The organism is Polyangiaceae bacterium, from assembly GCA_016715885.1.
Lineage (GTDB): Bacteria > Myxococcota_A > Polyangia > Polyangiales > Polyangiaceae > Polyangium.
The window spans coordinates 32,751-46,526 of record JADJXL010000001.1 but is presented as its reverse complement, the minus strand read 5'-3'; the positions used below and the strand labels follow the sequence as shown (position 1 = coordinate 46,526).

Annotated in this window: 14 protein-coding genes; 8 read left to right on the top strand and 6 right to left on the bottom strand. The window is 59.1% G+C overall.

Features of this window, described 5'->3' with window-relative positions:
- Window positions 1–35: 35 nt before the first annotated feature.
- From IPM54_00250 to IPM54_00230, 5 genes are all read right to left on the bottom strand, one after another.
- The gene (locus tag IPM54_00250) at window positions 36–155 is read right to left on the bottom strand and encodes a hypothetical protein (GenBank protein ID MBK9258250.1); all 120 of its coding nucleotides are present in this window, start codon (window positions 153–155) and stop codon (window positions 36–38) included.
- A gap of 428 nt (window positions 156–583) precedes the next feature.
- Window positions 584–904, bottom strand: a complete 321-nt coding sequence (locus IPM54_00245; GenBank protein MBK9258249.1) for a YdeI/OmpD-associated family protein — start codon at window positions 902–904, stop codon at window positions 584–586.
- A gap of 66 nt (window positions 905–970) precedes the next feature.
- Complete coding sequence (locus IPM54_00240; protein MBK9258248.1) at window positions 971–1,243, bottom strand: hypothetical protein; 273 nt, start codon at window positions 1,241–1,243, stop codon at window positions 971–973.
- Between the two features lie 855 nt (window positions 1,244–2,098).
- Window positions 2,099–2,860, bottom strand: a complete 762-nt coding sequence (locus IPM54_00235) for a response regulator transcription factor (protein ID MBK9258247.1) — start codon at window positions 2,858–2,860, stop codon at window positions 2,099–2,101.
- A 143-nt stretch (window positions 2,861–3,003) separates the two neighbouring features.
- Complete coding sequence (locus IPM54_00230; GenBank protein ID MBK9258246.1) at window positions 3,004–3,603, bottom strand: sigma-70 family RNA polymerase sigma factor; 600 nt, start codon at window positions 3,601–3,603, stop codon at window positions 3,004–3,006.
- A 561-nt stretch (window positions 3,604–4,164) separates the two neighbouring features.
- On the opposite strand from IPM54_00230, the gene IPM54_00225 reads away from it, so the two are divergent.
- The 7 genes from IPM54_00225 (at window position 4,165) to IPM54_00195 (ending at window position 11,637) form a co-directional block, all read left to right on the top strand.
- Window positions 4,165–4,467, top strand: coding sequence for a response regulator transcription factor (locus IPM54_00225; GenBank protein MBK9258245.1), 303 nt, complete (start codon window positions 4,165–4,167; stop codon window positions 4,465–4,467).
- Window positions 4,468–5,045: 578 nt separating this feature from the next.
- Entirely contained in the window at window positions 5,046–9,011 is a 3,966-nt protein-coding gene (locus IPM54_00220) for a hypothetical protein (GenBank protein ID MBK9258244.1), read from the top strand.
- Between the two features lie 237 nt (window positions 9,012–9,248).
- Window positions 9,249–9,788 (top strand): hypothetical protein, encoded by a 540-nt coding sequence (locus IPM54_00215; GenBank protein ID MBK9258243.1) that lies wholly within the window; start codon window positions 9,249–9,251, stop codon window positions 9,786–9,788.
- Between the two features lie 17 nt (window positions 9,789–9,805).
- Window positions 9,806–10,444, top strand: a complete 639-nt coding sequence (locus IPM54_00210; protein ID MBK9258242.1) for a hypothetical protein — start codon at window positions 9,806–9,808, stop codon at window positions 10,442–10,444.
- Between the two features lie 148 nt (window positions 10,445–10,592).
- On the top strand, window positions 10,593–11,036 hold the full coding sequence (locus IPM54_00205) for an enoyl-CoA hydratase/isomerase family protein (GenBank protein MBK9258241.1): 444 nt from the start codon (window positions 10,593–10,595) through the stop codon (window positions 11,034–11,036).
- Entirely contained in the window at window positions 11,033–11,395 is a 363-nt protein-coding gene (locus IPM54_00200) for a hypothetical protein (protein ID MBK9258240.1), read from the top strand. Before IPM54_00205 ends, IPM54_00200 begins: the two co-directional genes overlap by 4 nt.
- Window positions 11,392–11,637 carry an acyl carrier protein gene (locus IPM54_00195; GenBank protein ID MBK9258239.1) on the top strand — a complete coding sequence of 82 codons (246 nt, stop codon included), beginning with the start codon at window positions 11,392–11,394 and terminating at the stop codon, window positions 11,635–11,637. The genes IPM54_00200 and IPM54_00195 overlap by 4 nt, the downstream gene beginning before the upstream one ends.
- A 172-nt stretch (window positions 11,638–11,809) precedes the next feature.
- On the opposite strand, the gene IPM54_00190 is transcribed toward IPM54_00195, so the two are convergent.
- Window positions 11,810–12,823 (bottom strand): tyrosine-type recombinase/integrase, encoded by a 1,014-nt coding sequence (locus tag IPM54_00190; GenBank protein MBK9258238.1) that lies wholly within the window; start codon window positions 12,821–12,823, stop codon window positions 11,810–11,812.
- 177 nt (window positions 12,824–13,000) lie between these two features.
- Between IPM54_00190 and IPM54_00185 the strand changes: the two genes are divergently transcribed.
- On the top strand, window positions 13,001–13,399 hold the full coding sequence (locus IPM54_00185) for a hypothetical protein (GenBank protein MBK9258237.1): 399 nt from the start codon (window positions 13,001–13,003) through the stop codon (window positions 13,397–13,399).
- Window positions 13,400–13,776 lie beyond the last annotated feature (377 nt).

Sequence of the window (13,776 nt, the reverse complement as noted above, 5' to 3'; positions counted from 1 at the left end):
CCCTTCAAACGTTGCGGCATAGACATCGCCGAACGTCACGGATATCGTCGGATACTTTTGGAATGCGCCATGGCCTTGGGGTCGCGTGTGACTGCCAGGCCCTCGAACAAATGCGACAAGTCCTCGTCCGTCTTTCGAGCGAAACAGCCGAGCATCGACAGGTTGATGGTCTTGCCGAACCGCCTAGGGCGAGAAAGAGCAGCCCGAGCTCATGTCGTCGAGTATTTCACTGATGAAGCTGCTCTTGTCGACGTAGCCAGCCCGCTTTCGCGCACCTTGCGAAAGTCGCTCTCTCCAATGGCAGGACGAAACTTCACGGTGATGCCTCCGAACCGTACGCACTTGACCAGTGAGGACGCGAGTCAAGCAAGCGGACCAGACGCGTCCAATGCATTCTCGATCGCCGAACCGCCCGCGATGCACCGAAGACCAATGCGGCAAACCCGCGGCCCGCAAAAAGCCACACTCCGCGCGGCTGACCGAAGAACGCCTTGTCGTTCGAACTCGACATGGCGCACATCCTTTGCGATCGGAAAGAAGAACGCCAGAAGAATTGCGTTCGTCCGGGTTGCGACTTCAGAAACTATTTACCAGCGTATTTTTCGTTCCGATTACGCACGCCGGCCGCAAGCATCGTAATGGTTTGCTCGACACGCCGCGCGCGCGTCTCCGGCCGCTTCGCGTCCTCAATCCAAAGCACATACTCTTTGATGTGCGACGGCGCGAGCGTCTTCCACGTGGCCGTCGCAGCGTCATTCGTCCCGAGAGCCACCACCAAATCGGCCGGCGGAATGACCCGTTTTTGGGGCGCCGCCTTTTTCGCTGCTCCCGGCACGATAGCCGAACCTTGTTTTTCGTTCGACGGTGGATTCCTGCTTGAATCGAAGAGCCGACCACGTTTCATCGATGGCCGCTTGAGAGACCGGGCCAAACCCAGCGTCTTGGACGACATTCCAACCGACGTCACGCGTCATGTCGGTCTTGATGCCCGAAGTCTTCTTGGGTAACATATCCATAAGACGGATTCGTCGCCGAGCGCCGCAGTGGCACGCGGCAAACCTTTTCGAGCGCTTTGGGAATCGGCGACGAAAAGCATCACGACGTCGAATGTTCCGGTCGCGCGCGTCGACAAAATTGCCTTGTCCGGCAGCGGATCGAGCAGCGATGGGAACGAATCGGGGGCGCCGAGGGTCAATACGCGTGCGCCCGGCAGGATACGAAGCTTCTTGGAGATATCGGTCATGCCAAACTTTACCAAATCGGCACGACAAACACACTACACTTGCGGCTTCTTCAGCATTTTGAGCGATACGCGGCGAATTTGTTCGTCGTCGAGCAATTTTTGCCCTGTCGATGCATTCGCACCGGCAGGCGCCGTGTGTAATGATCCCAGTTGTTCCGGAACAACGTACTACGAGGCAGATACCTGCAACGGCTCTGGAACATGCGTGGACGGGGGCACGCAAAACTGCCCCAATGGATGCGCCTCGACTGGCTGCAATCCCACCGTTTGCACCCCAGGTGACACCCAAACCTGCATCTACCCCTGGAATGGCTCGCAATGCCCAGCGCCATGCGTGACTGGCAATCAGTCGGACCAACTCGTCAATGGCTCGACCGATTGCAATGCCTACATTGCGAGCTGCCTGATCGATGACGCATCCTTGATACAGTGCCCAGGCTGGCAGACGTGCAAACCGGACGGCTCAGGGTGGGGACCTTGCAAGAACTGCTTAGCTCTGTTGAGGAAGCCGATTCAGCAGCCCCATCACTCCTGCCTCTTCACCCCCGCCATCATCACCGCCAGCCCCTGAAGCAATCCCATGAGCTGCGGATTGCTCACCAGCGCCGCAACCTGCTCATGGGTAAGCGTCCCCTCATCCTCCGAGCTGCACGAAAGCAACCTCGACGTGTCAAAATAGTCGTCCGGCAGGTTGTCCCGGGAGCGGCATCCTCACCCAGAACGGTGCGCTTGTCACTCCCCTTCGTACGGCGCCATGCTCGCATGTCATTACGCGACACGATGGTCCGATTGCACGTACCTAGATCAGGCAAGCTTGCCGATGCGCGCGGCAAGCAAGCGCACCTTCAGGGGCAGTTAGTCTACGTTGTCGAGCAGCCCAGTTCGAACTGCAATACGCGTCAGCTCGACCGCGCTCTTGCAGCCAAGCTTCCGGTAGATGCGCGCCCGATGCGCTTCGACCGTCTTCGGACTGATCGTGAGCCGTGTAGCCGTCTCGCGCGTCGACCTTCCCGCTGCGAGCAGCCGCAAGACTTGGCGCTCGCGCGGCGTGAGCGCGTCGAGCCCCCCCGCCCCTTCAAGCGTCGGCTTGCGCATCCCACGAACGACGCCGGCGGCAACCCGTCGGCTAAGCGGCGCTTCACCGCGCGAAATGCGCCGAATGCCATCGATGACCTCGGCCACCTCCGCGGTCTTGACCAAGTAGCCTTGCGCTCCAGCTCGAAGCGCCTCCGCCACTCGATACTCGTCGTCATAACCGCTCAACACGAGCAGTTTTGCCGCCGGATTTTGCGTTCGTAGCGCCACGAGCAGTTCCATGCCATCTCGATCCGCAATGTTCAGATCGACCAGCACGACATCTGGTTTGACTGCGGGAATTTCGCGCAACGCTTCCGTTGCCGTGCCTGCTTGGCCGGCAACTGTCATCCCTGGTTCCGCGTCGAGCGCTCGAGCGAAGCTTTCGCGTAAAACCGGGTGATCATCGACGAGGTAAACGCGAATGGTCGCAACGCCGAAATCATAGACACCGCTGGCCTTCCGGCTGCATGCCTTGAGCTCTCGCACAATGCCCTGGGTCAGACGATCGATTTGCTTTTCGTTGGCCGGCTGAAACAGCATCCACGCTGCCTTGGCCACCTCTGACTGCTCCGCCAACTCTCTCAAGCCTGCGACCTCCTCTGGAGTGGCCTCACCGGCTGCGAGTGCCTCCCACCGAGGATCCTCGAGCATTGCCTCATCGACCTCCATGCGACGCTTAGCGCTCATTCTGCACCTCCCATCGTGGCGGCGATTTCCTCAATACGACGTCCAAGCCGACTGCGCCAAGCATAAACAGCATCCTTTTGCATGTTCATGAGCGCGCAAACTTCCGTAACCTCGCGGTCTTCGACAAAAAGTAGCTGGAAGAGCCTGCTCCCATGTTCGGAAAGCTCGGCCCTCAAGATATCGAAGACCTTCCGAAGCATTTCGCGTGATGCTGCGATTCGTTCAGGCATCCGGCTGCTGTCGAGCGCGGGTTCGGACACGTCGCATTGTCCATCATCGTGCAGCAACTCCTCCCTTCTCTTGCGCAGCTCCTCAATAGCTCGCTGTTTTGCAATCAGGGCGGAAAAATTCTCGAATGAGCCCCGCGTTGGATCCCATGACCGCGCAAGGCGACCACCGTCGCGCAGCAAGGAGACGAAGGTGTCCTGACAAAGATCCTCGATGTCACGACGGGACGCGTCGCCGGCACGCAGAAGGACTCGACCGATCCTCACGCGGAAAATCGGTTCGAGGACGGCGACGAACTCACGAACTGCCTGTGGCTCACGGGCAATGGCGCGCTCGAGAAGCGCACGCGTGACCCTTGCCTTGCACATGAATGTGCTCATACACGACGAACGGCCGCCATGCCAGACCTATTTGGGAAAACCGCATCTCTGATACGTGCTGGATCTGGCCTGTAAAAAAATCGACAGGCGCATGTCAGAAATAACGACGTCAAACCATATACCAGTTAGATCACCCATCGAGGGTGGCTATTGGGACAAGTGGGCCTTGCGTGCCGTTGGAACGATGCAAAAAACGAGTGCGCGAGGTGCGGCATTGAGTGTGCGGTTTGGTAGTCGACATCACTGGTCATGATGTCGCTTGGAAGTCCATTTGGGTGTGCATGACGGGCGTGTCATCGCGACGGAATGGCAAGAGTGCCACCACGATGCGCTGTCAGTGGTAAAACCCATCGAGAAGCTTCCGGGCCACGTCCTTGAATCGGTCACGTTAGTGCTCGAGGGCGAAAATAGCTATACGTGAATAGCGCAGCAAGAGTATTGTCATCATCTTTGCCCCATTAGGCATGCGTCGAGCATACCCCTGTTTAGGGGAATTGCGAAGACCATTGTGCTGCATAACCTCAGCCGTAGCACGTAGGAGGTGTTTCCGTGCAACGTCACATTTCCATAGTCGATTTACTGCAATCGTCTCGTTTGGGTGCACCCCGACCGAGCCAATCTGGACAGGTCGGTCCGAATCTCACTCGAAGGCAAACAGAAATCGCCCGCCTCCTGTCGACGACGGGCCTCTCCTACAAGGAGGTTGCATCTTGTCTCGGCATCAGCGAGGGCACGATGCGCAAGCATGCCGAAAACGTTTACCGCCGCATTGGCGTGCATTCGCGCGCAGAGCTCATGATCGCATTGTCTCAGGAATTGGAAGCGCGAGTTCTTCCTCGCGCGCCAACTTGACTACGAAACAATGGTTTGGCTGCGCTCTGCCGGCTCCCTGATCGATTGCCAATACGCAAAACTGCGTACGTAGCGCGATGCGCGAGCTGTGGGGGGTCGTGCAATGACGGATCGGCCATCGAAGCATCGTTGTGCCACTCGGTACCAATTTGCCCTCGTGCATGCGCATGAGTCAACGGCTGAAGGGTTTTACCATGGATACAAAATCAAACCGCAAACGCATTCCTCCCAAATGGTTCAAGGGCACACCTGCACAATTTTGCCGAAGCTTGTGGACTCTTTTGGGGGCCATCGCTCTCGTTCTCACCACGAACTGTAGCTCTGACGTGTCGGGCGGATTCGGAGGCCAAGCGGGAGATGGTGGCGCTGGAGGGGTCGCTGGTTGCGTCACCGGAGCGTGCGAGTTGCAAAGCGGTGACATGGTGGACGACGCCCACGAAAGGTCCGCGGGGAGTTCACCTTGGGCCATCGCCCAACCCGAACCCACGAATGCAATTGCATGTACGAACGATGCGGATTGCGCGTCCGGATTTTGTACCGACGGAGTTTGTTGCGACCGTCGATGCGACGACGTTTGCATGGCCTGCACCGCCGCGAGAAAAGGAGGCGGCGTCGACGGCACTTGTGGCCCGATCGCGTACGATACCGACCCCGACAATGAATGTGCCGCTGGCGCCTGCGACGGGAATTACGTATGCAAACGATACAATGGCGCAGCATGCACATTGTGGTCGCAATGCTTGTCGAACTACTGCGTCGATGGCGTTTGCTGCAACAACTTTTGCGATGGCGAATGTCAAGCATGCTCGGCCGCCAAAAAAGGGGACGGCACCCAGGATGGGTTGTGCGGTTCGATCCAAGCGGCAACGGATCCTGACGACGAATGCAATCCGGGCGAATGCAATGGCGCGGACGCATGCACCGTTGCTCAAGCGAAGTATCCAAATGGATCGCCGTGTATTTCGTCCGCGCAATGTGCATCGGGCAGTTGCGCCGATGGTGTATGTTGCGATTTCCAATGCGTAGATCGCGAATGTCAAGCCTGCACTGCTGCGAAAAAAGGCGGCGGCGTCGATGGGGTCTGTGGCCCAATCGAATACGATACTGACCCCGATGATGAATGCTGGGGCGGAGCATGTGACGGAAACGGCATGTGCAAACGCTACAACAATCAACCGTGCTCGTTCACGTCGCAGTGCTTGTCAACCTATTGCGTCGATGGCGTCTGCTGCAACAACTTCTGCATGGACGGATGTTATGCATGTACCGCGGCGAAAACGGGAGAAGAGGATGGCAAATGCAAACCCATCATCGCTGGAACGGATCCGGACAATGAATGCAACGTCGGAGAATGCACAGCTTCGAATATCTGCAGCGCGCCGCAAACGCCCCAGCCCAATGGAACGGCGTGTACAGGGTCAGCTCAATGCGCATCCGGCTATTGCGCCGATGGCGTTTGTTGCGACGATTGGTGCCTTGGAGATTGCAGGGCCTGCACCGCGGCGAAGAAAGGCTACGGTGTGGATGGTACGTGCGAGGCCGTCCAGTTGGGACTCGACACCGAAGAAGAATGCAATGGCGGCGTCTGCGACGGCCAAGGCGCGTGTCGTTTCACCAATGGCGCACCGTGCACATCATCCGGACAGTGTTTCTCAAATTATTGCGTCGAAGGCGTTTGCTGCGGCAACATTTGCAACCAAGTTTGCGAAACTTGCATGGCGAGCAAAAAGAGCAGCGGTCCAGATGGCGAATGCGGGCCCATTGCTGCCCATACGGATCCCGATAACGAGTGTGCCGAACCGCGCCAATGCAATGGAGCAAAAGCTTGCGGACTGCCAGACGGGGAGGCCTGCACGGCTTCTTCAGATTGCATTTCGAAGAATTGCGTCGACGGCGTGTGTTGCGATTCTGCTTGCGGCGGAGGCGCTGCCAACGATTGCATGGCGTGCAACGTTTCCGGCTCCGTGGGCACGTGCAAAGTGCTCCCCGCGGGACAAACCTGCCGACCTGCGGCGAGTGCGTGCGATGTAGCCGAAGTCTGCGATGGCAGCGCAACGACCTGCCCAGCCGATGAGTACGCGACAGCCGGCACGGTTTGTCGCGACGCGAAAGGCGATTGCGATGCTGCCGAAACGTGTACCGGCGCCGGTCCAGCATGTCCTGCCGATGGCGTCAAACCTCCGGGCACGGAATGCCGAGCTTCCGCGGGCGTTTGCGACGTCGCAGAAACTTGTAATGGCACTTCGAAAACATGTCCAACGGACGGGTTTGTCTCGTCAGGCACGGTGTGCCGAGCGGCAAACGGTATATGTGATGCCGCGGAAGCGTGCACGGGCGCCGGTCCAGCGTGTCCTGCCGATGGCGTCAAACCCCCGGGCACGACCTGCCGAGCGTCCACGGGTGTCTGCGACGTAGCGGAAACCTGCAATGGCACTGCGAAAACATGTCCAACGGACGGGTTTGTCTCGTCAGGCACGGTGTGTCGAGCGGCAAACGGTATATGTGATGCCGCGGAAGCGTGCACGGGCGCCGGTCCAGCGTGTCCTGCCGATGGCGTCAAACCCCCGGGCACGACCTGCCGAGCGTCCGCGGGTGTCTGCGACGTAGCGGAAACCTGCAATGGCACGGCAAAAAGCTGCCCTGCGGATGGCTTTGCCGATCCGGGAACGATATGCCGACCGGCAAGCGACCTTTGCGATGCTCCAGAAACCTGCTCAGGCTCCAGCGCTGCATGTCCGGCTGATGGCGTCAAACCTCCGGGCACCACATGCCGAAAAACTGCGGGCACGTGCGACGTAGCGGAAATCTGTAATGGCAGCTCGAAGGCTTGCCCCACGGACGGGTTTGTCTCGCCTGGCACGGTATGCCGCGCAGCCAATGGCGATTGCGATGCTGCCGAAACCTGTACTGGCGCCGGTCCAGCATGTCCTGCCGATGGCGTCAAACCTCCAGGCATGGAATGCCGAGCTTCCGCGGGCACTTGCGATGTCGCGGAAACTTGCAATGGGAGCGCGAAAACGTGTCCAACGGACGGGTTTGTCGCCCCAGGCACGGTTTGTCGCGCTGCAAGCAATGTCTGCGACGTCGCAGAAACATGTTCGGGATCGAGCGCTACGTGCCCGACGGACGGCGTGAAACCTCCAGGAACGATTTGCCGAGCCTCTGTGAGCACCTGTGATGTTGCAGAACAATGCAATGGCTCGGCAAAGACGTGCCCCGCTGATGGCTTCGCCCCCTCGTCGACGGTGTGCCGTGCTGCATCGGACGTTTGTGATGCCGCGGAATACTGCACCGGCAGCAGCACCGTTTGCCCCGCCGATGGCGTAAAAACCGCGGGGACGCAATGTCGCGCTTCGGCCGGAGCCTGCGATGTAGCAGAATCATGCAATGGCAGCAGCAAGAGCTGTCCTGGGGACGGCTTCGCGCCCTCGTCCACCGTGTGTCGTTTGGCATCGGACGCTTGCGACCTTACCGAAAAATGCACCGGGACCAGCCCATCATGCCCGGCGGATGCCGTCTTCAGCGCGGGAACGATATGCCGCGAACCAGATGGCCCGTGCGACATTGCTGAAAAATGCAATGGGAACACGAAAAGTTGCCCCTACGACAAATTCGCCTCAGGTTCGGTTTGCCGCCCAGCCAATGGCGACTGCGATGCTGCCGAAACGTGTACTGGCGCGGGTCCAGCATGTCCTGCCGATGGCGTCAAACCTCCGGGCACGGAATGCAGAGGTGTCGCAGACGTGTGCGATAAAGCTGAAACCTGCAATGGCTCGACGAAGACTTGTCCAGCGGATGGATTCATCGCAGCGGGCACGCAATGCCGAGCAGCAAACGGTGTTTGCGACGTGGCCGAAGCGTGCACCGGATCCAGCGCTTCATGCCCAGCCGACGGCGTAAAGCCTTCAGGCACGACTTGCAGACCCGCCACGACCATTTGCGATGTCGCGGAATCATGCAATGGCAGCAGCAAGAGCTGCCCGACGGACGGCTTCGCGCCCTCGTCGACCGTGTGTCGTGGTGCGGCGGGCAAATGCGATCTCGAAGAAAAATGCACCGGCTCGAGTTCGGCGTGCCCAAGCGACGTGTTGAAGAGCGCCGGTACGGTCTGCCGCAGCGCCGCTAGTGCATGCGACGTAAACGAGACATGTACGGGTTCGAGCGTTTACTGCCCAACCGATGCGTTTGCGCCACCAGGAACCGTGTGCGGCCCGGAGACGTGCTCAGGCACGACGCTGTACTACGAAGACACGTGCAACGGAAGCGGAACGTGCGTCGATGGAGGAAGCGAGAGCTGCACAGGTGGTTGCAGTGGAGGAACGTGCCTCGTGTGCAGTCCTTGGCAGATCCAGACCTGCTACTACTATGCAACGACGTGCAACAAGCCGTGCGCCACGAGTTCTCAAGACAACATGGCGCTCGCGATGGGCGAATGCGATCCCAGTCTCATGAGTTGCTCCGAGGAAAACCTGCAGTTGTGCCAAGGCCAGCAGAGGTGCTTGGCGGACGGCTCCGATTGGGGACCCTGCACGTGGTGCCTGTAATGGGACCATCGCCGGAAATCGGTTGCTGCAAATGCGTCGCTCTCACTCAGCGCAAGCGCTTGAGGTGAGGGGCATTGGGTGGGAGGTGGCACGTGCGAACTGCCACCTCCGACCACTTGTCCTCGTTCGCGTCTTGACAAAACCGCAAACTATAACATCTCATGTGTCTGGGGGATTCCCTTGCAAGGTACTCATACAAGATCAAATTCGCATAATGTCGTCATTACGGGACTCGGCGTGTTGTCACCGATCGGTCTCTCGGTCGCTGAAGTCAGCGCGTCGCTCACGAGCGCACGATCCGGCGTTGCCATGATCGAAGCAGCACCGCTCCAGAAGAGGTTCCCCGCCGGCATCATCAAGCAGACCTTCGACGACCGTTTTACCAAGCTCGAGCTGCCTTACCTCGACCGCTGCCAGCAACTTGCCATCCTAGCCGCACGCGATGCCATCCATGACGCGGGCCTCGACAGCTTCGCCAACTACGGTCAGCGTGCCGGAATATACTATGGCAACGTTGCCGGCGGCAAGGTTACCGAACAAGCATGGTACCAGCAACTGCTGGTCGATAGTAAGCATGCATCGCGTCCGTTCACGGCGATGGCTATCATGCACAACGGAGGCGCAGCGCAAATTTCGATACGTCACCAGGTGCTGGGACCGGTCGTCACCCACGGCAGCGCGTGTAGCGCGTCCAGTATCGCCATCGGCGAGGCCATGCGAGCCATCCGCGACGGCTATCTCGATATTGCAGTGGCTGAGGTGCCGAAGCGCCGCTGACTGCGGCCACGCTGGGCATGTTCGATGGGATGCGCGCGCTCTCCGCACCTGACATCGATGATGCATCGCGCAGTTGTAAACCGTTTTCACTCAATCGCAGCGGGTTGGTCCTTGGCGAAGGCGCCGCATTCCTGGTACTGGAACGGGAAGACAAGGCCATCGCGCGCGGCGCAAAAATCTACGGCTACATCATCGGGTACGGTGTTGCTTCCGACGGCCACCACATTGGCATGCCCCACCCCGTCGGCCAAGCCACGGCGATGCGCGCAGCACTTGACGATGCCGGCCTCGACCCAAGTGACATCGATTATCTGAATGCGCATGCGACTGCCACAAAGAGTGGCGATATCGTCGAAACCACTGCAATCCACTCGGTGTTTGGTGAAGGCGGCGGCCAAGTCCTGGTCAGTTCGACCAAGTCGGTGCATGGTCACTTACTTGGTGCGGCCGGCGCGCTCGAGCTGCTCATTACGGTTGTGGCAATGAAAGACTGCGTCATCCCCGCCACCGCCCACCTCGATCAACCTGATTCGCAATGCGCACTCAACCATGTTGCCAACAAACCACTGCTTGGGAGTGCGATTGAGCGGGCGATGTCCTTTTCCTCGGGCTTTGGAGGCACAAATGCGGCCTTAATCGTGTCGAAGCACGGTTAATACCGACTTGTTGTCTATTCCTCGGCGTAGAACAGAATTACCACGATGAACTCACCTGATACACCGATTCCTCGCTCGACCGGTTCTTGTCGACCGCCATATTTCTGCAGAGCTGAAAATCGGGCATGTCAATACCTTGTGGCTCACGATGCATAAAGACTCGGCGACCCCGGTCCACAATTTTTCGCAGCCTCTATTAGCCGAGCTGCACGACATCGTGCAGTCATTGAAAGACGGCGATGGCCATTGGAACCGCATGGGTCAGCGCGCCCCAGTGCATTACGCTGTAATGCGTTCGGATCATCCTGAGCATTTCAATCTCGGCGGCGACCTCAAGCACTTCCGCGCGTGCATCGCCAATCAAGACTGGAACGCCTTGCGCGAGTATTCGCAGCGCTGCGTGAATATCGTGTACGAATGGGCCATTTTGCCCAGCAAACAGACGACCACCATTGCGCTCGTCCAGGGCCGCGCTCTGGGCGGCGGCTTCGAAGCGGCGCTGTCCGCGGCATTCCTCATCGCCGAGGAGAACAGTACATTTGCGTTCCCCGAGATCATGTTTGGGCTATTCCCCAACGCCGGCGGTGCATGAGTCTGCTATCCCGACGCGTAGGCGTGCACCGAGCAGAGCGCATGATGACGGACAAGCGCATCTATTCCGCGCCGGAGCTACTCGAAATGGGCGTAATCGACGAGATGTGCCCAACGGGCCATGGTGTCCAGGCGGTCGAGCGCTTCATCGCTGCGCATGCCAAGCGCCGCGCTGCGCGCTTGGCGTTGCAGCATAGCCGATACCGCATCGCGCCACTCGATTATCACGAGCTGTCAGTCGTCGTCGATGAATGGGTGGAAACGGCACAGCATTTGAGCGCAGAGGAAATACGCACGATGGACATGTTCATCATGATGCAGCAGGGATTGCAACACAAATTGCCTGGAGGAGCTGAATGAACGCCGAACAAATCATTGCAAGACTCAAGTACTTGCTTCAGGAGCATTTCTCCATTGACATCGCCAACGTCGACGGCAACACCCGCATGCGCGACATGGGAATCGATTCCATGCATGTAGTCGATCTGATGCTCGAAATCGAGTCCGAGATGGGTTTTCAGTTCGATAGCCTCAACCTGCAGCCGAATCCGTCGCTTGCCGAACTGAGCCAAGCGATCGAAAAGAACATCAAACGAGAATAAGTAGCATGCAGCCGCACCACCATGCCTCAGAAGACTCGTCGCCTCTTCGTCTCACTCCCAGTCTTACCCTTCTTGCCTCCCCCTCGCGAACATCACCGCCATCGCTTGCAGCAACCCAACGAGCTGCGGATTGCTCGCAAGCTCCGCGACCTGCTTCTCCGTAATCGTCCCCTCATCTTCGGCACCTCCGCCGAGCAACCTCGACGTGTCGAAATAGCCCTCCGGGATGTCGTCTGAAAAGGCGACAAACTGGCTCCGTAAAGGCGACAGCGGCATCTAGACGTTGCGAACCGTCGTCAGAACCCGCGGAATCGCACGGATCGCGACGGCTAGAATCCCCCTTGTCGAATTTAAAATCCCTTGACCGAGAGGTCGTCCCGGTTCGAGTCCGGGTGGGGCTACTAGCTGAAATCATTAGACTTTCTACGTCGGACTCAGGTGTGTCATCTCCCGAGTTACTGACGATTCCACTGACGATTCGAGTCGGCGTCGCCGTTTCCGTCGCCAAATCCGGGGCGATCACGAGCGATGGTTCGTCAGTAAACCGGGGGGTTTTGGCAGTAGCGGGCTCAGCCGTGAGCTGTCGAGCAAGCTCGGGGATGGCGGCGTCAAGTGGCGTGAAGTCGCCGAGGTGAAGCTCGCTCGCCGTTCGAGCGGCCCGACGGTAGCGGTTAATCATCAGGCTTGACTTGTGGCCGGTTCGGTCTTGTACCCACGCTTCCGACTTGCCGTTCGCGAGCGAGACGGTGACGAACGTGGCTCGCGTGTCGTGTGCGCGGATCTGCTGGCGCGTGTCGGTGCGCTCGAAGAGGACGGAGCGATCGATGCCAGCAGCAACGAGATGCTCGCGGTACCTCGCGGCGGTGTGGTTGATGTTGACGCGTTCGCCGTCGAGGTCGACGAAGACGAAGTCGGCGTCCTTGGTCGAGATGCCGTGGTCGGCGAGGAGCATGCGCCATGCGCGGAGGGCACGCGCGACGCCAGGTGACAGGGCCCAGGCGCGCGGGTCGTTGGTCTTGTTGACGTCGAGGACAACGCTACCGCGATCGAGGTCGAAGTCGGACCATGTCAGCCGTGCGGCTTCGTTGACGCGCGGACCTTCGCGATGGAGGAAGCCGTAAAAGACGCGGTACTCGAGCGGAACGGCGTCGGATGCGACAAGCTTGGCGTCTTCGTCGGGGTACACCCAACCCTTGGCTTTACCGGGTCCGATTTTTGGGAGGAATCCGGACGGCAATGGGTTTGTCGCGATGAGTTGCAAGGGAAAAACGGCCATCTTGCAAATACGGTGGAGCAATTGCGCAACCTGTCGACGCGTAGCCACCGCACGCCCCTCCGTAATGCCGCGCATGACGATGCGCGCGTGATCGAGCGTAAATGCATCAATGCCAATATCGCCGACAATGGGGTAGACGTAGTTTTCGAGGCGGCTGATGTCGTGCCCGACCGATTTCTTTACGCGCACATGATCTGGATAATCGCGGGCAAGGTCGCCCTGTGTCCAAGCCTCACCCAATTCGCGAATGGTGGGCATTTTGGCATTCGGTCCGCGACCCTGACAAACGAGGTCGACATTGCGGAGGACCTGCTCGAGGGCCCTCGCATCGGCGGCGCTTGCCGCGGCATCGAGGTACGTGCGGGCGATATCAAGGCATCCCGCCTTGCGAAGTTTGTCGGCGACTTCGGAGAGGGCAGCGGCGCGGGCGTCGGCCTCGGATTTGGTTTGGCACGTCGGAAGGGCGATAGCAGGACGATCGGATGAGTCTGTCAGTGTGATCCGAGCGAACCAGCGGCCGGAGGATTGGAAGATGGTGCCGGAACGGGGGCGAGGTATGGAGCGAGAGTCCTTGTGCCCGATGCGGTGCATGTCAAGACCGACAAGGCCGCGACATTCGCACAGGGAACGCTTGCTCGCAGCATTCCGATGAAAAGTCACGATTTGACCGCTTGAATCGTTCAAAGGCAATGGGCACAAGGAGAAACCTCGAATCCTTCACGCTTCGCCCATGATTTCAGTATTTTTTGCGAATCTGCGCAGATCTTTCGGTTCCCTGTGCTCGAATAGTTCCCAGCGTATTTGAAGGACGGGTCCCCCTGGTGTCGACAGGATACCCCTGTGCAACTTTGCTCGCCCGCCGA